At 67.5% G+C, this 20,320-nt stretch carries 20 protein-coding genes; 9 read left to right on the forward strand and 11 right to left on the reverse strand.

Features of this window, described 5'->3' with window-relative positions; all coding sequences use genetic code 11:
* Nucleotides 1–180 precede the first annotated feature (180 nt).
* A complete protein-coding gene (gene ctaD, locus Ga0609869_RS01395; RefSeq protein WP_125404366.1) occupies nucleotides 181–1,854 on the forward strand; it encodes a cytochrome c oxidase subunit I in 1,674 nt (557 codons plus the stop codon).
* 241 nt (nucleotides 1,855–2,095) lie between these two features.
* Entirely contained in the window at nucleotides 2,096–2,620 is a 525-nt protein-coding gene (locus Ga0609869_RS01400) for a DUF2244 domain-containing protein (RefSeq protein ID WP_125404368.1), read from the forward strand.
* A 9-nt stretch (nucleotides 2,621–2,629) separates the two neighbouring features.
* Here the strand turns inward: Ga0609869_RS01400 and Ga0609869_RS01405 are convergent, their stop codons facing one another.
* Both Ga0609869_RS01405 and Ga0609869_RS01410 read right to left on the reverse strand, forming a co-directional pair.
* Nucleotides 2,630–2,950: a hypothetical protein gene (locus Ga0609869_RS01405; protein WP_125404370.1), complete on the reverse strand. Its 321-nt coding sequence runs from the start codon at nucleotides 2,948–2,950 to the stop codon at nucleotides 2,630–2,632.
* 200 nt (nucleotides 2,951–3,150) lie between these two features.
* The gene (locus Ga0609869_RS01410) at nucleotides 3,151–3,609 is read right to left on the reverse strand and encodes a GatB/YqeY domain-containing protein (RefSeq protein ID WP_125404372.1); all 459 of its coding nucleotides are present in this window, start codon (nucleotides 3,607–3,609) and stop codon (nucleotides 3,151–3,153) included.
* A 177-nt stretch (nucleotides 3,610–3,786) separates the two neighbouring features.
* Between Ga0609869_RS01410 and carA the strand changes: the two genes are divergently transcribed.
* On the forward strand, nucleotides 3,787–4,938 hold the full coding sequence (gene carA, locus Ga0609869_RS01415) for a glutamine-hydrolyzing carbamoyl-phosphate synthase small subunit (RefSeq protein WP_125404373.1): 1,152 nt from the start codon (nucleotides 3,787–3,789) through the stop codon (nucleotides 4,936–4,938).
* Between the two features lie 69 nt (nucleotides 4,939–5,007).
* Nucleotides 5,008–6,912 carry a glycosyltransferase gene (locus Ga0609869_RS01420; protein ID WP_125404375.1) on the forward strand — a complete coding sequence of 635 codons (1,905 nt, stop codon included), beginning with the start codon at nucleotides 5,008–5,010 and terminating at the stop codon, nucleotides 6,910–6,912.
* A 6-nt stretch (nucleotides 6,913–6,918) separates the two neighbouring features.
* Here the strand turns inward: Ga0609869_RS01420 and Ga0609869_RS01425 are convergent, their stop codons facing one another.
* The gene (locus Ga0609869_RS01425) at nucleotides 6,919–7,572 is read right to left on the reverse strand and encodes a GntR family transcriptional regulator (protein WP_125404377.1); all 654 of its coding nucleotides are present in this window, start codon (nucleotides 7,570–7,572) and stop codon (nucleotides 6,919–6,921) included.
* Between the two features lie 100 nt (nucleotides 7,573–7,672).
* On the opposite strand from Ga0609869_RS01425, the gene Ga0609869_RS01430 reads away from it, so the two are divergent.
* The 3 genes from Ga0609869_RS01430 to Ga0609869_RS01440 all read left to right on the forward strand — a co-directional run bounded on the left by Ga0609869_RS01430 (nucleotide 7,673) and on the right by Ga0609869_RS01440 (nucleotide 9,930).
* Entirely contained in the window at nucleotides 7,673–8,338 is a 666-nt protein-coding gene (locus tag Ga0609869_RS01430; RefSeq protein ID WP_125404379.1) for a pyrimidine 5'-nucleotidase, read from the forward strand.
* Nucleotides 8,339–8,411: 73 nt separating this feature from the next.
* Nucleotides 8,412–8,657, forward strand: coding sequence for a hypothetical protein (locus Ga0609869_RS01435; protein WP_125404380.1), 246 nt, complete (start codon nucleotides 8,412–8,414; stop codon nucleotides 8,655–8,657).
* A 61-nt stretch (nucleotides 8,658–8,718) separates the two neighbouring features.
* A complete protein-coding gene (locus tag Ga0609869_RS01440) occupies nucleotides 8,719–9,930 on the forward strand; it encodes a UbiH/UbiF family hydroxylase (RefSeq protein WP_125404382.1) in 1,212 nt (403 codons plus the stop codon).
* A gap of 6 nt (nucleotides 9,931–9,936) precedes the next feature.
* Here Ga0609869_RS01440 and Ga0609869_RS01445 read toward each other — a convergent pair whose 3' ends face one another.
* Together Ga0609869_RS01445 and Ga0609869_RS01450 are read right to left on the reverse strand one after the other, a co-directional pair.
* A complete protein-coding gene (locus Ga0609869_RS01445) occupies nucleotides 9,937–10,395 on the reverse strand; it encodes an Lrp/AsnC family transcriptional regulator (protein ID WP_125404384.1) in 459 nt (152 codons plus the stop codon).
* Nucleotides 10,392–10,850, reverse strand: a complete 459-nt coding sequence (locus Ga0609869_RS01450; RefSeq protein ID WP_125404386.1) for an Lrp/AsnC family transcriptional regulator — start codon at nucleotides 10,848–10,850, stop codon at nucleotides 10,392–10,394. Before Ga0609869_RS01450 ends, Ga0609869_RS01445 begins: the two co-directional genes overlap by 4 nt.
* Before the next feature lie 135 nt (nucleotides 10,851–10,985).
* On the opposite strand from Ga0609869_RS01450, the gene ilvC reads away from it, so the two are divergent.
* The gene (ilvC, locus tag Ga0609869_RS01455) at nucleotides 10,986–12,008 is read left to right on the forward strand and encodes a ketol-acid reductoisomerase (protein WP_125404388.1); all 1,023 of its coding nucleotides are present in this window, start codon (nucleotides 10,986–10,988) and stop codon (nucleotides 12,006–12,008) included.
* 64 nt (nucleotides 12,009–12,072) lie between these two features.
* Here the strand turns inward: ilvC and Ga0609869_RS01460 are convergent, their stop codons facing one another.
* Nucleotides 12,073–12,228, reverse strand: a complete 156-nt coding sequence (locus tag Ga0609869_RS01460; protein ID WP_170168794.1) for a hypothetical protein — start codon at nucleotides 12,226–12,228, stop codon at nucleotides 12,073–12,075.
* A gap of 315 nt (nucleotides 12,229–12,543) precedes the next feature.
* Here Ga0609869_RS01460 and Ga0609869_RS01465 point away from each other — a divergent pair, with 315 nt between their 5' ends.
* Nucleotides 12,544–13,362, forward strand: a complete 819-nt coding sequence (locus Ga0609869_RS01465) for an FkbM family methyltransferase (protein WP_170168795.1) — start codon at nucleotides 12,544–12,546, stop codon at nucleotides 13,360–13,362.
* Between the two features lie 57 nt (nucleotides 13,363–13,419).
* On the opposite strand, the gene glmM is transcribed toward Ga0609869_RS01465, so the two are convergent.
* The 5 genes from glmM to Ga0609869_RS01490 form a co-directional block, all read right to left on the reverse strand.
* A complete protein-coding gene (gene glmM / locus Ga0609869_RS01470) occupies nucleotides 13,420–14,763 on the reverse strand; it encodes a phosphoglucosamine mutase (RefSeq protein ID WP_125404391.1) in 1,344 nt (447 codons plus the stop codon).
* Entirely contained in the window at nucleotides 14,760–15,779 is a 1,020-nt protein-coding gene (folP, locus tag Ga0609869_RS01475; protein WP_125404393.1) for a dihydropteroate synthase, read from the reverse strand. Before folP ends, glmM begins: the two co-directional genes overlap by 4 nt.
* 40 nt (nucleotides 15,780–15,819) lie before the next feature.
* A complete protein-coding gene (locus tag Ga0609869_RS01480) occupies nucleotides 15,820–16,764 on the reverse strand; it encodes a dihydroneopterin aldolase (protein ID WP_125404395.1) in 945 nt (314 codons plus the stop codon).
* A gap of 107 nt (nucleotides 16,765–16,871) precedes the next feature.
* Nucleotides 16,872–17,561: a cell wall hydrolase gene (locus Ga0609869_RS01485; protein ID WP_245972207.1), complete on the reverse strand. Its 690-nt coding sequence runs from the start codon at nucleotides 17,559–17,561 to the stop codon at nucleotides 16,872–16,874.
* Between the two features lie 181 nt (nucleotides 17,562–17,742).
* Nucleotides 17,743–20,292, reverse strand: a complete 2,550-nt coding sequence (locus Ga0609869_RS01490) for a putative PEP-binding protein (RefSeq protein ID WP_438826856.1) — start codon at nucleotides 20,290–20,292, stop codon at nucleotides 17,743–17,745.
* Nucleotides 20,293–20,320: the final 28 nt, after the last annotated feature.

The following is a 20,320-nucleotide window of genomic DNA, read 5'->3' on the forward strand; positions in this document are numbered from 1 at the left end:
ATAGCTATGCGACAAATCGCTGCGGTCCGAGGGAGGGCCCGTCGGCGGGAAGGGAGCCGGCCGTGCCCAGCAAGGCACGGCACGGTCCCGCCGGCACGATGTTGAGGCGTCGCGCAGAGGGAAGTCCGCGTGCCCATACCAACCGAGGCGCCGCGGAAAACAGGGAATCGGGAGCGACACATGGCCGACGCCGCCGTTCATGGCCACGGGGGGCAGGATACCCGCGGGTTCTTTACCCGCTGGTTCATGTCCACCAACCACAAAGACATCGGGATACTCTACCTTTTCACCGCAGCCATCGTCGGCTTCGTCTCGGTGGCCTTCACCGTCTACATGCGCATGGAGCTGATGGATCCGGGCGTCCAGTACATGTGCATGGAAGGCGCGCGGATCACCGCCGCGGCCGAAGGCGAGTGCAGCCCCAACGGCCATATCTGGAACGTGCTGATCACGGCCCACGGCATCCTGATGATGTTCTTCGTGGTGATCCCCGCGCTCTTCGGGGGCTTCGGCAACTACTTCATGCCGCTGCAGATCGGCGCGCCGGACATGGCGTTCCCGCGGATGAACAACCTCAGCTACTGGCTTTACGTGGCGGGCACCTGTCTGGCCGTGGCCTCGGTGCTCAGCCCCGGCGGCAACGGCCAGTTGGGCTCGGGCGTGGGCTGGGTGCTCTACCCGCCGCTTTCCACCAACGAGGGTGGCTATTCGATGGACCTGGCGATTTTCGCGGTCCACGTCTCGGGCGCCAGTTCGATCCTCGGCGCGATCAACATGATCACCACCTTCCTGAACATGCGCGCGCCGGGCATGACCATGCACAAGGCGCCGCTGTTTTCGTGGTCGATCTTCGTCACGGCCTGGATGATCCTGCTGTCGCTGCCGGTACTGGCCGGCGCCATCACCATGCTGCTGACCGACCGCAATTTCGGCACCACCTTCTTCCAGCCCGAGGGCGGCGGCGACCCCGTGCTTTACCAGCACATCCTGTGGTTCTTCGGCCACCCCGAGGTCTACATCATCATCGTGCCGGGCTTTGGGATCATCAGCCACGTCATCGCCACCTTCAGCCGCAAGCCGATCTTCGGCTACCTGCCGATGGTCTACGCGATGGTGGCGATCGGCGCGCTGGGCTTCGTCGTCTGGGCGCACCACATGTACACCGTGGGGCTGAGCCTGACCCAGCAGAGCTACTTCATGCTGGCGACGATGGTGATCGCGGTGCCAACGGGCATCAAGGTCTTCAGTTGGATCGCCACGATGTGGGGCGGCTCAGTCGAGTTCAAGACACCGATGCTCTGGGCGTTCGGCTTTCTCTTCCTGTTCACCGTGGGCGGCGTCACCGGCGTCGTGCTTTCCCAGGCCGGTGTCGACCGGGCCTATCACGACACCTATTACGTGGTCGCCCACTTCCACTACGTGATGAGCCTCGGCGCGGTCTTCGCGATCTTTGCCGGCATCTACTACTGGATCGGCAAGATGAGCGGGCGGCAATACCCCGAATGGGCGGGCAAGCTGCATTTCTGGGCGATGTTCATCGGCTCGAACCTCACCTTCTTCCCGCAGCACTTCCTGGGACGTCAGGGTATGCCGCGGCGCTACATCGACTACCCCGAGGCGTTCGCCTACTGGAACAAGATCTCGTCGATCGGCGCCTTCATCGCCTTCGCCTCGTTCCTGTTCTTCATCGGGATCATGGCCTACACCCTGCTCGCCGGGCGCCGGATCACCGAGAATAACTACTGGAACGACTGGGCCGACACGCTGGAATGGACCCTGCCCAGCCCGCCGCCGGAGCACACCTTCGAGACGCTTCCCAAGCGCGAGGACTGGGACAAGGGCCACGCCCACTGACCATTGCACGGCCGGGCCCCGGATACGGGCCCGGCCCATGCGACCACCGGGCAGGATGAAGGCCGCGCTTCGATCTTGGGTACCGTCGGCGTTCGCGCCGTGCAGCGCCGGACCCGCCCACAAAAGGGACGGACGCTTCTTGCCCACCAGGGCGGAGCGCAGCCCTTCCAGCAAAGCACCGTCACAGCACGCCGCTTGCGCGAGATCGCCAACGCGGCGGGCCAGAGCTACCGCCAACGCCATGCCCCACCGATGGACCCCCGGCACTGCCGCGCTGCCCCCGAAAGCGCCCTCTTACGACAGCGGCGGCCCGGCGGCGCTGCGTCTGCGCCTCTGGCCGCACCGCTCGCTGCCGCGCAAGGGATTTGCCGCGGTGATCCTGATGGCCTACGCGCTGATCCTCGTGCCGCTGATCGCGGTCATCGGCACGCCGGTCCTGTGGGGCCTTTTGCCTTTCGGCCTGATCGTTCTGGGGATGCTCTGGTACTTTCTCGAACGGTCGTACAAGGATGGCGAGCTGATTGAAGAGCTGTCGCTCTGGCCCGACCGGGTCGAGCTGACCCGCCACAATCCGCGCGGGCCGCGGCAGGACTGGCACGCCAACCCCTACTGGGTGCGCGTGGAGCTGCACCGCGAGGGCGGGCCGGTGACCAATTACGTCACCCTGGAGGGCGGCGGCCGCGAAGTGGAGATCGGCGCCTTTCTCAGCCCCGAAGAGCGGCTGGCGCTGCATGACGAGTTGCAGCGCGCGCTGCACCCGGCCTGAGGCCGGCGATCAGGCCTCGCCGCGCTGGCTGGTGCCTTCGATCATCAGTTGGGGCTCTTCGGCCGCGTCGGCCTGCTGGGCGCGGAGCTTCTCGAGCTCGTGCTCGTATTCCTCGGCCTTCAGCCGGAAGAAACGCTGCGCCAGATCCTCGTACATCTCACGGGCCAGCAGCAGGCTGAACACGATAGACGTCAGCACGAAAACCGAGCGGTAATGATTGACGATGAAAACGGCAATGAAAAGCTGCACGAGGATCAGGCCCACCGCCAGCGCGCGCAGGATGAGGGCCGGCATGTCCTCGAGTTTCACGTTATTGAAGAATTTCAGCATTGCCCGTCTCTTCTTTGCCCTTGGTTGTTACGTGGCGCGCTGCCGGCTGCGCCCGAACGGCAGGGCGATGACCCGGTCGGGCGCACCTGCGACCGTTGCTGCCGTGATAGCAAAATCTGCCCCCGCGAAAAAGCGCGCAAGAGACATGCTGTCACAACGTCCCCGGACATGACGGGTCAATCGTCGCAGCGCCGCCGGCCTCAGCCCAGCCGGGCCTTGACCATCGGCCCCACCACGGCGAAATCCATCCGTCCGGTGTATTTCTCCTTCAGCGCCCCCATCACCCGGCCCATATCGCGGATCGAGGCGGCTTCGAGGTTTTCGATCGTTTCCGAAACCGCCGCCTCGACCTCGTCGTCGCTCAGCGGGCGCGGCAGGAAGGTCTCGATCACGGCGATCTCGGCGCGTTCGCGTTCTGCAAGATCGAGCCGTCCGCCCTCTTCGTAGGCGCGGGCGCTTTCCTGGCGCTGCTTGACCATGCGCCCGAGGATCGCCAACACCTCGGCATCGCCCACACCGTCCTCGCGGCCCTCGCCCCTGAGCGCGATGTCCTTGTCCTTGATCGCAGCGTTGATCAGGCGGAGCGTGGCCAGCCGCTCGGCCTCCCTGTTTTTCATCGCATCTTTCAGCGCGGCCGCGATGCGCGTTCGCATATCCATCCGGTCATCATCCCTTGAGTCCCGAGACGTCGGACCATAACGCCGCAGCGCAGCAGAGGCAACCGGGCACGATGGATACAAGCTTTTGTTTTAATTGCAAAAGTCAATTTGCCTCGGCCCTTGCCTATGGCCCCCGCACACCATATTGTCCCGCCGATCCCCACAATGGAGTGCGCCATGCCAGCCGCCCAGCCCCGCCCGACCGCCTGCCTGACGCTCGCCGACGGCACCGTGTTCTACGGCCAAGGCTTCGGCGCGACCGGCGAGACCGTGGCCGAGCTGTGCTTCAACACCGCGATGACCGGTTATCAGGAGATCATGACCGACCCCTCCTATGCGGGGCAGGTGGTGACCTTCACCTTTCCCCATGTGGGCAATGTCGGCGTCAACCCCGAGGATGACGAAACAGCCGAGCCCGTGGCCGCCGGCATGGTTGTGAAATGGGACCCGACCGAGCCGTCGAACTGGCGCGCCGCCGAGCCCTTGTGGGATTGGCTGGCCAAGCGCGGGCGGATCGGCATCGGCGGGCTCGACACCCGCCGCCTGACCCGCGCGATCCGCCAGCAGGGCGCGCCCCACGTGGCGCTGGCCCACGATCCCGAGGGAAAGTTCGACGTCGAGCGTCTGGTGGCGAAGGCGCGCGGCTTTTGCGGGCTCGAGGGGCTCGACCTCGCCCGCGAGGTCACCTGCGCCCAAAGCTATCGCTGGGACGAGATGCGCTGGGCCTGGCCAGAGGGCTACACCCGGCGCGACGGTGCGGGCCGGCGCGTCGTCGCCATCGACTATGGGGCAAAACGCAACATCCTGCGCTGCCTCGCCTCGGCGGGTTGCGAAGTGACCGTTCTGCCGGCCACCGCCACGGCCGAGGACGTGCTGGCGCTGAACCCCGAGGGCGTGTTCCTGTCGAACGGGCCGGGCGACCCGGCAGCGACCGGCGCGTATGCGGTGCCGATGATCCGCGAGGTGCTGGCGCGCGATCTGCCCGTCTTCGGCATCTGCCTCGGCCATCAGATGCTGGCCCTCGCCCTGGGGGCCACGACGATCAAGATGAACCACGGCCACCACGGCGCCAACCACCCGGTCAAGGACCTGGAGACCGGCAAGGTCGAGATCACCAGCATGAACCACGGCTTCACCGTTGACAGCCAGACCCTGCCCGAAGGCGTGGTGGAAACCCACGTCTCGCTCTTCGATGGGTCGAACTGCGGCATCCGCCTTGCAGACCGCCCGGTCTTTTCGGTCCAATACCACCCCGAGGCCAGCCCCGGCCCGCAAGACAGCTATTACCTGTTCGAGCGCTTCGCGGCGGCGATGAACGCCCGCGCGTAAGGCGCGGTTAACCTTGCATTAACCAAGCTGGCGACAGGCTGAAGAGGTTCAGCCGGATACCGCCTTGCCATGCTGTCTTCCGATCCAAGACCTGCCGCCGCGCCGCGCGCGGCCCCCGCGCCGGCCATGGGGCTCGGCCATGCGCTGCTGGCACAGGGCGCACTCGACAGCGCCACGCTGCGCCGGGCCGAACGGCTGGCGCGCCGGCGCCGGCTTGGGCTGGGCGACCTGCTGGTCCGGCGCGGGACGGTGCGCCGCGCGCAGGTACTGGCCGCCGAGGCGATGCGCCACGGCGCGCGCGCGGTCGATCTTGAGGCGGCACCGCCCGACCCGCGCCTCGTGGCCCGTCTCGGCGCGGCCCGCTGCCTGCACGAGGGTGCGGTCCCCTGGCGGGCCATGGGCGGCGCCACGGTGATCGCCACCAGCCAGCCCGACCGGTTCGCTGCGTTCTGCGCCGATCTGCCGGCGTCCTTTGGCCTGCCGATCATGGCGCTCACCGACCGGGCCGGCGTCGATGCCGCGGTCGGCCGGGCGGCGCGGCGCCGGCTGACCCTGGCCGCCGCCAACCGCACCCCCGGGCCCGAAAGCTGCCGCTTCTGGTATGCGCGCGGGCCGCGCCGGGCGATGGCGCTGGGCGTTCTGGGCCTCGCAGCGGCGATACTGGCCGCCCCGGCACCGGTGCTGTCGGCGCTGACGCTCTGGGCTGCCTTCACGCTGCTGCTGGGCAGCGTGCTGAAACTGGCGGCCCTCGCGGCCGGGCCGGGCAGGCCGCCGCCGCCCGCCCCACCCCCCGCCATCCCCTCGATCGCACCGGTGCCGGTGGTGTCGCTCATGGTCCCGCTGTTCCATGAGACCGGCATGACCGGGCGGCTGCTGGCGCGGCTCGGCCGGCTCGACTACCCGCGCGAGTTGCTGGATATCTGCCTGATCGTCGAAGAGGACGACACCGCCACCCAGGCCGAGCTGGCCGCGGCGGACCTGCCGCCCTTCATGCGGGTGATCGTCGTGCCCGACGCCCCGCCAAAGACCAAGCCCCGCGCGATGAATTACGCGCTGGCGTTCTGCCGGGGCAGCATCATCGGTATCTACGACGCCGAGGACGCCCCGGATCCGGGCCAGATCCGGGCCGTCGTGCGCCAGTTCCGCCGCGCCGACCCGCAGGTGGCCTGCCTTCAGGGTGTGCTGGATTTCTACAACCACGGCGCCAACTGGATCTCGCGCTGCTTCACCGTGGAGTATGCCGGCTGGTTTCGCGTGGTGCTGCCCGGGCTCGCGCGGCTTGGCCTCGCCCTGCCGCTGGGCGGCACGACGGTGTTTTTCCGCCGTACCGCGCTAGAGGCCGTCGGCGGCTGGGACGCCCACAACGTGACCGAGGATGCCGACCTGGGCCTCCGGCTCGCCCGGCACGGCTATCGCACCGAGATGGTTCAGACCGTCACCCTGGAAGAGGCCAATTGCGCCGCCTGGCCCTGGGTGCGCCAGCGGTCGCGCTGGCTGAAAGGCTACGCGATGACCTGGACCACGCTGATGCGCGATCCCCGCCTGTTGTGGCGCCAGCTCGGGCCGTGGCGGTTCTTCGGCGCGCAGGTGCTTTTTCTCGGCACCCTGTCGCAATTCCTGCTGATGCCGCTCTTGTGGTCGTTCTGGCTGATCCTGCTGGATCTGCCGCATCCGCTGGCGGGGGTGCTGGGCGGGCCCGTGATGTCAGCGCTCTGCCTACTATTCGTCGCCTCCGAGGCGATCAATATCGCCGTGGGCGTGGCGGGCCTCAGGCGCGCGGGCCGGCCCGGCCTGATCCCCTGGGTGCCGACGCTGCATTTCTATTTCCCGATGGCGGCGCTGGCCAGCTACAAGGCGCTGTTCGAGATCGCCAGCAAGCCGTTTTTCTGGGACAAGACGCGGCATGGCCACCTGTCGCCGCTCGGCCAAGCCGACGCTATGGCAGAGCCGGCGATGGCCCGCGCGGCGGAATAGCCGGCCTCAGACCTGGTCGGCGTAATCGGCCGCGTCCAGCCTCAGCCGCGTCTCGAAAGCGATGGAGATGTGGGATTTCAACGCCTTGTAGGCGGCATCCCCGTCGCGCGCCTCGATCGCGGCGACAATGGCGTCATGCTCGGCCAGCGCGTTCTCGCCGCGCCCTTCGGCGGCGAGCGAGGTGGTAGCCATCAGCGCCATCGTGCGGTGCACGAGGTCGAGCTGCTGCACCAGGTAGCGGTTGTGCGACGCGAGGTGGACCTGCTTGTGAAACCGCCGGTTGGCGCGGGCCAGGGCCGTGGGGTCGGTCAGATAGGCGCGGTCTTCCTCGACCATCGCGCGCAGCACGCGGATTTCCTCGTCCGTTGCGTGGCGGGCGGCAAGCCGCGCGGCCAGCCCCTCCAGCTCGCTGCGCACGACGTAGAGTTCGGCCATCTGGTCATGGGTCAACGAGGCCACGATCAGGCTGCGCCCGTCGCGGCTGAGCAGCGATTGCGTCTCCAGCCGTTGCAGCGCCTCGCGGATAGGGGTACGCGAGACGCCGAAACGCTCGGCCAGTTCGCTTTCCACCAGACGGTCGCCGGGGCCGTAGGTGCCCATGTCGATCGCCTCAAGTATCAGGTCGTAAGCGTCCTTGTGGCCGGACTTGAGGTCTTTCATCGGTGGCTCCTGCATACGATGGTCTACATTAGGGCGCCGGCGCGCAGCGAATCAAGCCCGATGCATTGATCCCATTGCCGCAGGGCGCTACCTGCTCTCCATGGTTTCCCGCTATTTCAGCCATGTGCGGGCGTGGGTGTTCGATCTCGACAACACGCTTTACCCGCCCGAAGCCCGGCTCTTCGACCAGATCGAGGTCCGGATGACCGCCTTCGTGATGGAGGCGCTGTCGGTCGACGCGGCCGAGGCCGACCGGCTGCGCAAACATTACTGGGCCAAGTACGGCACCACGCTGGCCGGGCTGATGGAGGTCCACGGGGTCGACCCGGGCCCCTATCTGCACAAGGTGCACGACATTTCACTCGACCGGCTTACCCCCGACTCGGAGCTGCGCGCGCGCATCGCCGACTTGCCCGGGCGGCGCATCGTCTACACCAACGGCACCGCCGAGTACGCCGCAAGGGTGGTCGAAGCGCGCGGCCTGTCCGGCGTGTTCGACGCGCTCTACGGTGTGGAAGAGGCCGGTTTCCGACCCAAGCCCGAGCGCGCGGCCTTCGAATCGGTCTTTGCAGCAGATGGGCTGTCGCCGGCCCAAGCGGCGATGTTCGAGGACGACCCGCGCAACCTTGCCGCGCCTCACGACATGGGGATGCGCACGGTGCATGTTGCGCCCGCCCCCGAGACGGCGCCGCATATTCACCACCACACACCCGATCTCGCGGGGTTTCTGGCCGGTCTGGATGGCCGGCACGGCGGCGGCGCTTAGGTGTATGCGACATCCTGCCGCATTTTACCAAATGTCGCATGCGTCTTAATGGCGCGGCACAAGGGAGACATTCATGTATTCGAATACCATCGAGCAGCAATCGGCAGACCTCAACCGCACCGGCGTGGGCCGCACCGTTTCACGCGCGATCAACGCGGTTCGCACCGAAGAGCATCTTTGGATCTGGCTGGCCCTTGCCGTGCTCGTCGCGCTCTGGGCGCTTTCCATCGCGACCTGGGGCATCCCGGGCCTCTACATACCCGCGGTGGTTGCAGTGCCGGTGATCATGTTCACGCTTCTCCTGATCACCCGGGGATGACAGCTTGCCGCTTTGACCGGAGCCGACTATCGCCTAACTCTGGTCAAAGAGGGGCCCGGACATGACCCGAGAAAGCACCGACATCCTGATTTCCGGCGGCGGCGTTGCAGGTTTGACTGCGGCCGCCGCCTTTGGCTCGGCCGGCTTCTCGGTCATCTGCGTCGATCCCGCCCCGCCGGTCACCTGCGAAAAGGAAGAAGGCGCCGACCTCCGGACCACCGCCTTCCTTCAACCCTCCAAGCCCGTGCTCGAAGCGGCCGGCCTTTGGGCAAGGCTTGCGCCCTATGCCACCGACCTGCAGGTGATGCGCATCGTCGATGCCGGCGGCAAGACCCCGGCGCCGCGGCTGACCAAGGATTTCGACGCCTCCGACATCTCGGACGACCCCTTTGGCTGGAACCTGCCCAACTGGCTTTTGCGCCGCGAGATGGTCGCGCGGCTGGACGAGCTGCCCAACGTCACCTTCCGCCCCGGCGTCGCGACAAGCGGCGTGATCACCCGCGAGCGCGAGGCGCTGGTCACGCTGTCGGACGGCACTGGCGTCGCGGCCCGCCTGCTGATCGCCGCCGACGGGCGCAATTCTCCGGTGCGCGAGGCGCTGGGCATCAAGGCGCGCACCATCCGCTATGGGCAAAAGGCGCTGGCCTTCGCCGTCACCCACGAAGTGGCGCACCAGAACGTCTCGACCGAAATCCACCGCTCGGGCGGGCCGTTTACCCTGGTTCCCTTGCCCGACCGCGACGGCAAGCCTTGCTCGGCCATCGTGTGGATGGAAACCGGACCCAGGGCGCTGCACCTCGCCGCCCTGCCCGAGGCGCAGTTCAACGCCGAGATGACCGCCCGCTCGGGCGCGCTGCTTGGCCCCCTGATGCTGGCATCGCGCCGAAGCGTCTGGCCGATCATCAGCCAGATCGCCGAGCGGTTTTCCGGCGAGCGCACCGCACTGATTGCCGAGGCCGCGCATGTTGTGCCGCCGATCGGCGCACAGGGGCTGAACATGAGCCTGGCCGATATTCACGTGCTGCTCGACCTCGCCCGGGCCGACCCCGAGGGCCTCGGCAGCCGGCGGATGCTGGAAACCTATCACCGCCGGCGCTGGCCCGAGGTGCAGGCCCGCGTGGCCGGCATCGACATGCTCAACCGCGCCTCGATGCGCGGCGAACGCATCCTGCGCGACCTGCGCGCCGCGGCAATCACGGTGCTTTATTCGGTGGGTCCTGTGCGCAAGACGCTGATGCGGGCAGGTCTCGGGGCGCGCGGCAGCCGCCCGTAGCCACCCCTAGCCCAAGGGCCCCGGGCGCCGCTCTTCGCTCAGCAACACGTTGGCGTCGACGTCGCCCACCCCCGGCAACGTCATGATCCGGCGCCGCAATACCCGCTCGAAATCGGCGAAATCGCGCGCCACGACCCGCAGGCGATAGTCGAACAATCCCAGCACGTGCTGCACCGTCTGCACCTCGGGGATGGCGCCCACTGCGCGCTCGAAATCATCCAGGCTGACGCGGCCCTTGGTGGCCAGCTTGACCCCCAGAAACACCGTCACGCCAAAGCCCAGCGCCTCTTTGTCCAGCACCACGCGGCGCCCGGCGATGGCGCCGGCCTCCTCCAGCCGCCGCACCCGCCGCCAGGCCGCCGGCTGCGACAGGCCCAGCCGCCGCCCCAGCGCGCCCGCGCTTTGCGTCGCGTCTTCGCTCAGGGCGCGCAGCAGCTTGCGGTCGGTCTCGTCCAGGTCGATCACAGCGGCAGCGCCTCGTCGGTCTTGATATCGGCCACATGCACCAGCGCCTCGAGGTCGGCGATATGCGGCAGGGTCAGGATGCGGGTGCGGAACAACTCCTGATAATGCGCCATGTCGCGGGCGAGAATGTCGAGCCGCAGATCGACCCGGCCCAGAAAGGTCTGGATCTCGGTCACTTCGGGCACCTCGCGGGCCGCGGCGATGATCTCGTCAAAGGCGCGCGGATCGGTCTTGTCGATGGTGACGCGCAGGCTGACGCGCACCGCATAGCCCAGCCGCGCCCAGTCTATCACCGCCTGCACCCCTTTCAGCACCCCCGCCGCCCGCAGTTTTTCCAGCCGCCGCCAACAGGTGGCCGGCGCCAGCCCCGCACGCTCGGCCAACTCGGCGGTGGAAATGGCCGGATCGGCCTGCAAGTGGCGCAACATGCGCCGGTCGGCGTCATCTATCTGCATGATTATTTCACTAACTCAAATCGTGCCGCATGACTATTCCTGATTTCTGGAAAAACCTTCAAGAATTGAAAGCCATTATTGCCATGATCGGGCATACCCTGCGCGCCAGACCCAATAGCCGAAAGGACAGACACCATGCGCGTGTATTACGACCGCGATTGCGATATCAACCTGATCAAGGACAAGAAGGTGGCCATCCTGGGCTACGGCAGCCAGGGCCATGCCCACGCGCTGAACCTGCGCGATTCCGGCGCCAAGAACGTGGCGGTGGCGCTGCGCGAGGGTTCGCCCTCGGCCAAGAAGGCCGAGGGCGAGGGGCTGCAGGTGATGGGCATCGCCGAGGCCGCCGCGTGGTGCGACCTGATGATGTTCACCATGCCCGACGAGCTGCAGGCCGACACCTGGAACAAATACGTCAAGGACAACATCCGCGAGGGCGCGGCGATTGCCTTCGCCCACGGCCTGAACGTGCATTTCGGCCTGATCGAGGCACCCGCCGGCGTCGACGTCATCATGATGGCGCCCAAGGGCCCCGGCCACACGGTGCGCGGCGAATACGTCAAGGGCGGCGGCGTGCCCTGCCTGGTGGCCGTGCATAACGACGCCACCGGCCGCGCGCTGGAGCTGGGCCTGAGCTACTGCTCGGCCATCGGCGGCGGGCGTTCGGGCATCATCGAGACCAATTTCAAGGAAGAGTGCGAGACCGACCTCTTCGGCGAACAGGCCGTTCTGTGCGGTGGCCTGGTCGAACTCATTCGCATGGGCTTCGAGACCCTGGTCGAGGCCGGCTATGCCCCCGAGATGGCCTATTTCGAGTGCCTGCACGAGGTGAAGCTGATCGTCGACCTGATCTACGAGGGCGGCATCGCCAACATGAACTACTCGATCTCGAACACCGCCGAGTATGGCGAGTATGTCTCGGGCCCGCGCATCCTGCCCTACGACGAGACCAAGGCGCGGATGAAGGCGGTGCTCGACGACATCCAGCAGGGCCGCTTCGTGCGCGACTGGATGGCCGAATGCACCGTGGGCCAGCCGTCGTTCAAGGCGATCCGCCGTAACAACGATGCCCACCAGATCGAGGAAGTGGGCGAAAAGCTGCGCGGCATGATGCCTTGGATCACCGCCGGCAAGATGGTGGACAAATCCAAGAACTGAACATGGCTCGGGGCCGGCGCTATCGCCGGCCCCGACCGTTTTTCAAACTCTGCTACCACGCGCCTCAGCCGCGCGTGTCGGGCCCGTCCGCGGCCAGGGTGCTTTTCGGCGCGTTCGGGTCATGCATACGCTTTTCGGTTTTCTTCTTGCTCGACCAGGCGAAGGCCAGAACGGCCCCGATGGTCATCAGGCCAAGCAGCGGAATGATCCAGACTTCCATGTCGGTCCTCCTTTTTTCGTTTCGGTTCAACAGATCAACGCCCGCACCCCGTGCATGGTTTCCATCACGTATGAGTGAGGATGACCGCCGCGGCGGATATCGGCCCCGCAGACCTGCCCCTGGTAGCCGCGCTTGGCCTTGCCCCGCGGCGGTACGCTTGACCGCGCACCCGCCGGTCGGTACGCGTTGCGAGGGTCAGCGATTTCGGACGAGCCCATGAACAGGTTAATTGCTTCTTTTTTTCTAAGTACCTACCGCTTCCTTCTGCGACGGCTGCGACCGAATTCCGGACTCACACGGCTCAGCTTCAACCGCGTGACACGCTCGCTCTTCGCCCAGCTCCCCCGCGAGTTGGAGGCCCGGACGGCCGAAGGCTACCGCATCCCCATCGACAGCTCCGACTACCACGGCCGCATCCTCTGGCTTTTCGGCAACAACGACTGGAAGGTGACACGCACCGCCTGCGCCCTTTTGCACAAGGGCGATGTCCTTCTGGATATCGGGGCGAACCACGGCACGGTCGGCTTTGCGGCGGCGCAGGTCGTCGGCCCCACCGGCGCGGTGCATTTCTTCGAACCGCAGCCGGACCTCGTTGCGAAGCTGCGCAACGTCATTTCCGAAAACGGGCTTTCCAACCACCATGTGCACGACGTGGCCCTGTTCGAGAGCGAAGGCAGTTTCGAAATGGCCATGCCAGAGCACCATTCCGGCATGGCCACCATCGTGGGACGCGACGGAAGCGATGGCTGGACGAGGAAAATCACCGTGCGCGCCGTCGAAACCGAATCCTATCTGCGCCCGCTGCTCGGCGATCGCCCGTTCGGTGTGAAGATCGACGTCGAGGGGGCCGAGCCGAATATCCTTCCCGGTCTTTTCCGGCTGCCCGGCCTTCAATTCGTGGTCTTCGAGGGGGACCGCAACAAGGATCTTCTGGCCGATCTTTTCCGGTCGAACGGCTTTGCCATTTTCGGGCTGTCGCGCACGGTCTTCTCGCCGCGGGTCAAACGGGTGACGACGGCGGCAGAGTGGGATTTGCACCACGATTTCGTGGCCGTCCCGGCAGCACGGACCGGCGATCTGTCCGACGCCCCGCTAAGCCAACTCGCCCAGACATTCGCCAGTCGCCGCACCTGACCCGCGCCGCTTTCGGGCCGCACCGGTCAGGATGGAATATCGCGCGGCCGAAGTGGCTTAGACCGCCGCCTCGACCGCGGCCACAACGCTGTCGACCACCTGGGCCAGCAGCGCGTCGTCTTCGCATTCCGCCATCACGCGGATCAAGGGCTCGGTGCCCGATTTGCGGATCAAAAGGCGTCCCTTGCCGTCCAACTGCCGCTCGGCCGCGCCGATGGCCGCACGCACCTCGGCGGCCTCGAGCGGCGCCTTGCCGGCCGCGAAGCGGACGTTTTTCAACAGCTGCGGCACCGGCTCGAAGCTGTGCAGCAGCGCGCTGGCCGGCTGCCCGGTCTCGACCATCGCCGCCAGGAAATGCAGCCCCGCCAACAGACCGTCGCCCGTGGTTGCGAAATCGGTCATCACGATATGGCCCGACTGCTCGCCGCCCAGGTTGAACCCGCCCCGGCGCATCGTCTCGACCACGTAACGGTCGCCCACCGGCGTGCGCTTCAGCTTCAGCCCGTGGCCCTCCAGAAACCGTTCAAGCCCCAGGTTGGACATCACCGTGGCCACCAGCGTGCCGTCGTTCAGCCGCCCCGCTTTGGCCCAGCGCCGCGCCAGCAACGCCATGAGCTGGTCGCCATCGGCCACCTTGCCGGTCTCGTCGATCAGCATCACCCGGTCGGCGTCGCCATCCAGCGAGATGCCCAGATCGGCACCATGCGCGCGCACCGCGTCGGCCGCCGCCGCGGTATCGGTCGAGCCGCACTTGTCGTTGATGTTGAAGCCGTTGGGCGCCACGCCGATCGGGATCACCTCGGCGCCCAGTTCCCACAGCACCTCGGGCGCGGACCGGTAGGCCGCACCGTTGGCACAATCGACCAGCACCTTGATCCCGTCCAGCCGCAGCCCCGAGGAAAAACTGGCCTTGAGCCGCTCATTATAACGGTAGCGGCCCTCGTCGATCCGCCTGGCGCGGCCGATATTTCCCGCCTGCGCGGGCTCGACGCCAGCCAGCGTCAGCGCCTCGATCTCGGCCTCGGCCTCGTCGCTGAGCTTGAACCCGTCGGGGCCGAACAGCTTGATCCCGTTGTCGTGGTGCGGGTTGTGGCTGGCCGAGATCATCACGCCCAGATCGGCGCGCATCGAGGGGGTCAGCACGCCGACCGCCGGCGTGGGCACCGGGCCCAGCAGAAACACGTTCATCCCTGTCGAGGTCAGCCCCGCGGTCAGCGCGTTCTCGAACATGTAGCCCGACAGGCGCGTGTCCTTGCCGATCACCACCCGGTGGCCGTGGCTGCCGTCGCGGCGGAAATAGCGCCCTGCCGCCGCGCCCAGCCGCAGCGCCATCTCTGCCGTCATCGGATAGCTGTTGGCCTGTCCGCGCACGCCGTCAGTACCGAAAAGCCGATCGCTCATGGCCGCTCCTCCCTCGTCCAAAGCGCCTCTGCCAGGCAGAGCGCCTGCCGCGTCTCGGCGATATCATGCACCCGCAGGATCTGCACCCCCTGCGCCGCCGCCGCCAGCGCCACGGCGATGGAGCCCGGGGCGCGGTCGCGGGCCTCGGGCGCATTGCCGATGGTGCCGATGAAACGCTTGCGCGAAGCACCGAGCAGAACCGGGCAGCCCAGCGCGTGAAACAGGCTGAGCCCGCGCAGGAGGGCGAGGTTGTGTTCCTTGGTCTTGCCAAACCCGATGCCGGGATCGACCACGATGCGGGCGCGGGCGATGCCGGCGGCCTCCGCGGCCGCCACCCGTTCCGCAAGATAATCGTAGATGTCGAGCAACACGTCGTCGTAGCGCGGGTCTTGCTGCATCGTCTCCGGCGCGCCCTGGGCGTGCATCAGCACCAGCGGCGCACCGGCCTCGGCCGCGACCCCCGCCAGCGCGGGATCGAAGGTCAGCGCGGCCACGTCGTTGACAAGGTCGGCCCCGGCCGCCAGCGCGGCGCGGGCCACGCCGGCCTTGCGCGTGTCGATGGAAATGGGCACGCCCTGCCCTTCTGCGCGCAGCGCGGCGATCACCGGCGCGGTGCGCTGGGTTTCCTCCTCCGCCGGCACCTCTCGGGCCCCGGGACGGGTCGATTCGCCCCCGATATCGAGAATGTCGGCCCCGCCCGCAATCAGCGCGCCGGCATGGTCCAGCGCTGCGCCGGGCCGCTCGAACAGCCCGCCGTCGGAAAAGCTGTCGGGGGTGACGTTGAGGATGCCCATCAGCCGCGGACGGTCCATCGTCAGCCCGGCGACGGGCGCGCGCCGCACGGTCAGCGCCTCTAGCACCTCGGCGGGCAGGTCAGAGACCGGCATCAGCCGCCTTCCGCCGCCGCGGGTCATCTCTTCGACCTCGGAAAACCACGTCCAGCCACCGGCAAGCCATCGGGCCTCGGCCGGGCGGGCGGGGTCGGTGCGGGCGATGGGGCGGAAATAGGCAGTCATGGCCGCCTGTTTTCGCCATCGCGCCGCGGTTTGCAAGGGCTCAGAGGGCGGCCTCTGCATCCTCGGGCGACACCGACGTGACGGGCAGCCGCGGCGCTTCGGGCGCCTGTGCGCCGATCACCACCAGTCGCCGGGCCTCGACCTCTTGCGCGAACCACAGCGCCAGCGCCACCGCGTCGCGCGGGCTGACCGGGGGGCGGTCGACCGCGTCGAGTACGATCTTGGAGGGCGCCCAGACGACGATCTGGCGGTGCTTCATCGCCCAGTCGATCTCGGTGCGGGTGCCGGTGACCACGCAGCGCGGGTCGCGCCCGGCCAACACCCAGGCGTTCTGCTCGATCGCCAGCAGGTCGATCCGCCGCTGGGCCGGGCCCACCTCCGACCGCGGCGCGGCCATGTCGGCGGGTCCAACGGCCAGGATCACCGGGTGCGGCCCGGCTTCGAGCCGGTCGAGCCAGCGCGGCAGATCGGGCGCAGCGATGGCGGCGTTGGACAGGAACACCACCACCGGGTGCTGGCTGGCCTCTTCGGCCGGGGCGGGCTGTACCAACCGCGGCGCGTCCGGGCGGCGGGAACGCACGATCTCGACCCCCAGCGCGCCCGGCCCGCGGTCGAGCTTTTCCACCCTTACAAAGACGCGCTCGGCCTGGGGCTCGGCCAGCAGCCGCGCGGCGATGCGTTCGGCCAGCGTTTCCAGCAGGTTCAACCGCTCCGAAGACAGTTCGGCCGCGATCGCCTCGGTGATGGTGTCGTAGGACAGCACCCGGTCGACATCGTCGGCCAGCGGCGCGGGGTGCGGGCGCACCTCGACGACGACGTTGAAGCGCACCCGCTGGGTCGCACCGCGCTCGGCCTGAAAGGCGCCGATCTCGACCTCGACCTCGTGATCGCGTAGCGAAATGCGGTCGCGCGGGTCGCGTGGGGCTTCCATCGCCTCGGCCCTTTCACTCGGGTGGGCGAAGGCGAGGCGGATCTCGTCACTCATGCGGGTCTCCCGTCAGCGCCAGCGGTTTGGCACACAATAGCGCTCGACCCGGGGCCGGACGGCCCGCAGACGGCACGACGAGGCCCGCAAGCGACAGGGGCGCGGGCTTAACCGGGCTGGCGATAGAAATGGTGCACGCCGATCGTGGCCGTGCGCGGAAAGCGGCTGGCCCAGCGCGGGCGCACGGATTTGGTGTGATAGTGGGTCGCGCCTTCGGTCAGTTGCTTCGGCGCGCCGTCCAGCATCAGCCGGGCGACCTTGCCCACGCGCCGAAACGCCCTCGGCTCGGAAATGACCTCGGCATGGCCGTCGCAGGTATAGGTGAACTGGCAGGCGTACCGTTTGCCCGTGCCCTGATGGACCACACCGCAGACCGTGGCCGGATAGGCCGGAGACGCGACACGATTCAGGATCACCTCGGCCACCGCGAACTGGCCCCTAACGCTTTCGCCGCGGGCCTCGAAATACAGAGCCTCGGCGAGGCATTGCCATTCGGCGCCGCCCTTTGCGGCGGGAATTTCGGCCAGAAATTCAGGATTGTAGCGCAGATCCTTCACCGCGGGGGCGCTGGCCTTGGTCTCTTTCGGCACGGACAGCTTGCGCAATCGCCGCGGGCTGACCGCGCTCATCGCGATGCGCTCGGCGCCCAGAAGCCGGGCAACATCCTTGTCGAAGGTCGCGGTGGGATCGTTTGATTGGGAGGCAGACATGTCCGCGTACGCGGCGCCGGCAAAAACGGTAATGACGGCGGCGCTGCACGCCGCACGAGCAAGACGAATTATCATGACTACCCCCATAGTCGGCGGCGCGTAAGGAACCGCGCCGGGGGGGCAGTTACGTCAAAGACGCACGAACGTCCACCCTAGTGGCATTTTCGCAACGGGCCCGAGGCGGCATTCTACGGGCGGAATTGGCTGCCGCGGCGCTTCCGAAACGGAAGGATGTTCGTCAAATCATTGATTTAACGCAAAAAAAATTTCAATCCGCGCGATCGGCGGATTCTTGCGCAAGACGCGCCGCCGCAAGCCGGGCAACCGGTACGCGGAACGGCGAACACGAAACGTAATCAAATCCTGCGCGGCGACAAAATTCAATCGATTCGGCATTTCCGCCATGCTCGCCGCACAGCGACAGCACCACGTCCGGGCGCGCGCGCCGGCCGCGCTCGGCCCCGATGCTCAGAAGCTCACCCACGCCTTCGATATCGAGGGTGTGGAACGGGTCTTCGGGAAAGACCGCCTGCTTGACGTAAGAGCCCATGAAACGGCCCGCATCGTCGCGGCTGAGGCCATAGGTCATCTGCGTCAGATCGTTGGTGCCGAAGCTGAGAAAGGCGGCGTGCTGGGCGATGTCGTAGGCGCGCAGCGCGGCGCGCGGCGTTTCCACCATGACGCCCAGACGATAATCGAAATCCACCCCCCGTTCGGTGCGCACGGCAGCGGCCAGCGCGTCGATCCGGGTCTTGACCAGTTCGACCTCGCGCATGGCAGAAACCAGCGGGATCATGATCTCGGGCACCACAGGGGCGCTGTTATGGCTGGCGTCGATGGTGGCCTCGAAAATCGCGCGGGCCTGCATGTCGTATATCTCGGGCACGGTGATACCCAGGCGCACCCCCCGCATCCCCAGCATCGGGTTGAATTCCGACAGTGCCTGCACCCGCCGCGACACGTCCGACAGCGGCAGGTCCAGCGCCTCGGCGATTTCGCGCACACCTTCGCGGGAATGGGGCAGAAACTCGTGCAGCGGCGGGTCGAACAGGCGGATGCAGACCGGCAGACCCTGCATGATCTCGAAGAGCCTGGTGAAATCGTCCCGCTGCATCGGCAGCAGCCGTTCCAGCACCGAGGCACGGTCCTCTGGTGTGTCGGCAAAGATCATCTCGCGCATCACCGTCAGGCGGTCATGCTCGAAGAACATGTGCTCGGTGCGGCACAGCCCGATCCCCTCGGCCCCGAAAAGCCGCGCGGTCTGCGCGTCGGCGGGGGTGTCGGCATTGGCGCGCACGCCGATATCGCAGGCGTCCTCGGCCCAGTTCATCAGCGCATGAAAGGCATCGTCGAGGGCGGGCTCCAGCATCGTCACCTCGCCCAGCAGGGCCTCGCCGCCGGTGCCGTCGAGCGTGATGATGTCGCCTTCGTGCAGCTTGCGCCCGTCGGCGGCGATCACGACACCGTCGCGCGGCTTGATCCGCATGTCGGATACGCCCACGACACAGGGCAGGCCCAGTCCGCGGGCGATCACCGCGGCGTGGCTGGTCATTCCGCCCCTCTCGGTCAGCACGCCGCTGGCCGCGTGCATCCCCCGGATGTCCTCGGGCGTGGTTTCGCGGCGCACCAGGATACAGGGCTCGCCGCGCGCTGCGCTGGCCTGGGCGGCGGCCGATCCGAAAACGATGCGCCCGGTCGCCGCGCCGGGGCTGGCGGCGATGCCGCTGGCAAACGTGTCACGGGGCCCCTCGGGGTCGACCTGGCTGTGCAAAAGCTCGCTCAGCGCGCGCGGCTCGATCCGTTGCAGCGCCTCGGAGCGTGCAATGATCCCCTCGTCGGCCAGCGTCACGGCGATGCGTACCGCCGCGCGCGCGCTGCGCGCCACCCGCACCGCGTCGAGAATGTGCAGCCGGTTACCTGCGATGGTAAATTCGATCTGCATTTCCTCGCGCAGGTTCAGCCGGCAGGTCTCGCCGTAGCGCTTGAGGCTCTTGAAAATGTCGGGGCAGCGCTCTTCCAGCGACTCCCCCCGCTGATCGCGGGTGAGGTAAAGCGCGCCTTCCGCCCCGGCCAGCGCCGCCCGGCCCTGGCTCTGGCTGAGATACCGGCCGGTGATCTGACGCTGGCCCGTGGTGCCAGAGACGAACTGGATCACGCCCGAGCCGCTTTCCTCGGGGCCGAGCCCCAGCGCCATTTCCTGCACGACCAGCCCCAGCCCGGCATCGGCCGGCGCACCGCGGGCCTGGCGCAACAGCCGCGCCGTCGTGCCCTCCCATGCCCGTGCCATCGAACGCAGCACCTCGGTCAGCTGGCGGGCGGGGTCTTGCGGAAAAGGGCTGTCGGTCTCGTCGACATAGGCGGCCAGCGTGGCGGCCAGCACCGCGTCCGAGCTTTCGTCGCCTTCGAACATCTCGGGGTCCAGCCTGGCGACATGGATCGCGTAGGCACGGATGAAACGCAGGTAGAGCGCGTTGGCCGCCCTGCGCCCGTGGCTCTCGCTCAGCTCGGCATGGCGGGCGTCGTTCATACCTATGTTGAGGATCGCGCCCGGCCCGCCCCAGTCGGGGTCGGCCGAACTGGGCCGGACCGACACCAGCGGCCCGGGACCAAAGCCCGCGAGCATCGCCTCGGTGTCGGGCAATTGGCCCGACGCGATCAGGTGGACCGCATCGAAGGACAGCGCCACCGTGCGCGGCATGGGCAGGTCGAGCCGGATCAGGCGTTGCAGGCATTTCGCGCGACCGCCATGGCGGTCGGCGGCAATTTCGGCCGAGGGCGTGATCTCGGTAAAGCCTGCGAAATCCGTGTGTTTCTGCACTGCGGCACGCTCCTTTCTCACTTGCAGC

The organism is Rhodovulum iodosum (assembly GCF_041020385.1).
GTDB classification, from domain to species: domain Bacteria; phylum Pseudomonadota; class Alphaproteobacteria; order Rhodobacterales; family Rhodobacteraceae; genus Rhodovulum; species Rhodovulum iodosum.

Excerpts from the sequence above, each read along its gene's own strand:
- ctaD (WP_125404366.1), top strand. The coding sequence starts at position 181 with ATGGCCGACGCCGCCGTTCATGGCCACGGGGGGCAGGATACCCGCGGG.
- Ga0609869_RS01400 (WP_125404368.1), top strand. The coding sequence starts at position 2,096 with ATGCCCCACCGATGGACCCCCGGCACTGCCGCGCTGCCCCCGAAAGCG.
- Ga0609869_RS01405 (WP_125404370.1), bottom strand. The coding sequence starts at position 2,950 with ATGCTGAAATTCTTCAATAACGTGAAACTCGAGGACATGCCGGCCCTC.
- Ga0609869_RS01410 (WP_125404372.1), bottom strand. The coding sequence starts at position 3,609 with ATGGATATGCGAACGCGCATCGCGGCCGCGCTGAAAGATGCGATGAAA.
- carA (WP_125404373.1), top strand. The coding sequence starts at position 3,787 with ATGCCAGCCGCCCAGCCCCGCCCGACCGCCTGCCTGACGCTCGCCGAC.
- Ga0609869_RS01420 (WP_125404375.1), top strand. The coding sequence starts at position 5,008 with ATGCTGTCTTCCGATCCAAGACCTGCCGCCGCGCCGCGCGCGGCCCCC.
- Ga0609869_RS01425 (WP_125404377.1), bottom strand. The coding sequence starts at position 7,572 with ATGAAAGACCTCAAGTCCGGCCACAAGGACGCTTACGACCTGATACTT.
- Ga0609869_RS01430 (WP_125404379.1), top strand. The coding sequence starts at position 7,673 with ATGGTTTCCCGCTATTTCAGCCATGTGCGGGCGTGGGTGTTCGATCTC.
- Ga0609869_RS01435 (WP_125404380.1), top strand. The coding sequence starts at position 8,412 with ATGTATTCGAATACCATCGAGCAGCAATCGGCAGACCTCAACCGCACC.
- Ga0609869_RS01440 (WP_125404382.1), top strand. The coding sequence starts at position 8,719 with ATGACCCGAGAAAGCACCGACATCCTGATTTCCGGCGGCGGCGTTGCA.
- Ga0609869_RS01450 (WP_125404386.1), bottom strand. The coding sequence starts at position 10,850 with ATGCAGATAGATGACGCCGACCGGCGCATGTTGCGCCACTTGCAGGCC.
- ilvC (WP_125404388.1), top strand. The coding sequence starts at position 10,986 with ATGCGCGTGTATTACGACCGCGATTGCGATATCAACCTGATCAAGGAC.
- Ga0609869_RS01460 (WP_170168794.1), bottom strand. The coding sequence starts at position 12,228 with ATGGAAGTCTGGATCATTCCGCTGCTTGGCCTGATGACCATCGGGGCC.
- glmM (WP_125404391.1), bottom strand. The coding sequence starts at position 14,763 with ATGAGCGATCGGCTTTTCGGTACTGACGGCGTGCGCGGACAGGCCAAC.
- folP (WP_125404393.1), bottom strand. The coding sequence starts at position 15,779 with ATGACTGCCTATTTCCGCCCCATCGCCCGCACCGACCCCGCCCGCCCG.
- Ga0609869_RS01480 (WP_125404395.1), bottom strand. The coding sequence starts at position 16,764 with ATGAGTGACGAGATCCGCCTCGCCTTCGCCCACCCGAGTGAAAGGGCC.
- Ga0609869_RS01485 (WP_245972207.1), bottom strand. The coding sequence starts at position 17,561 with ATGGGGGTAGTCATGATAATTCGTCTTGCTCGTGCGGCGTGCAGCGCC.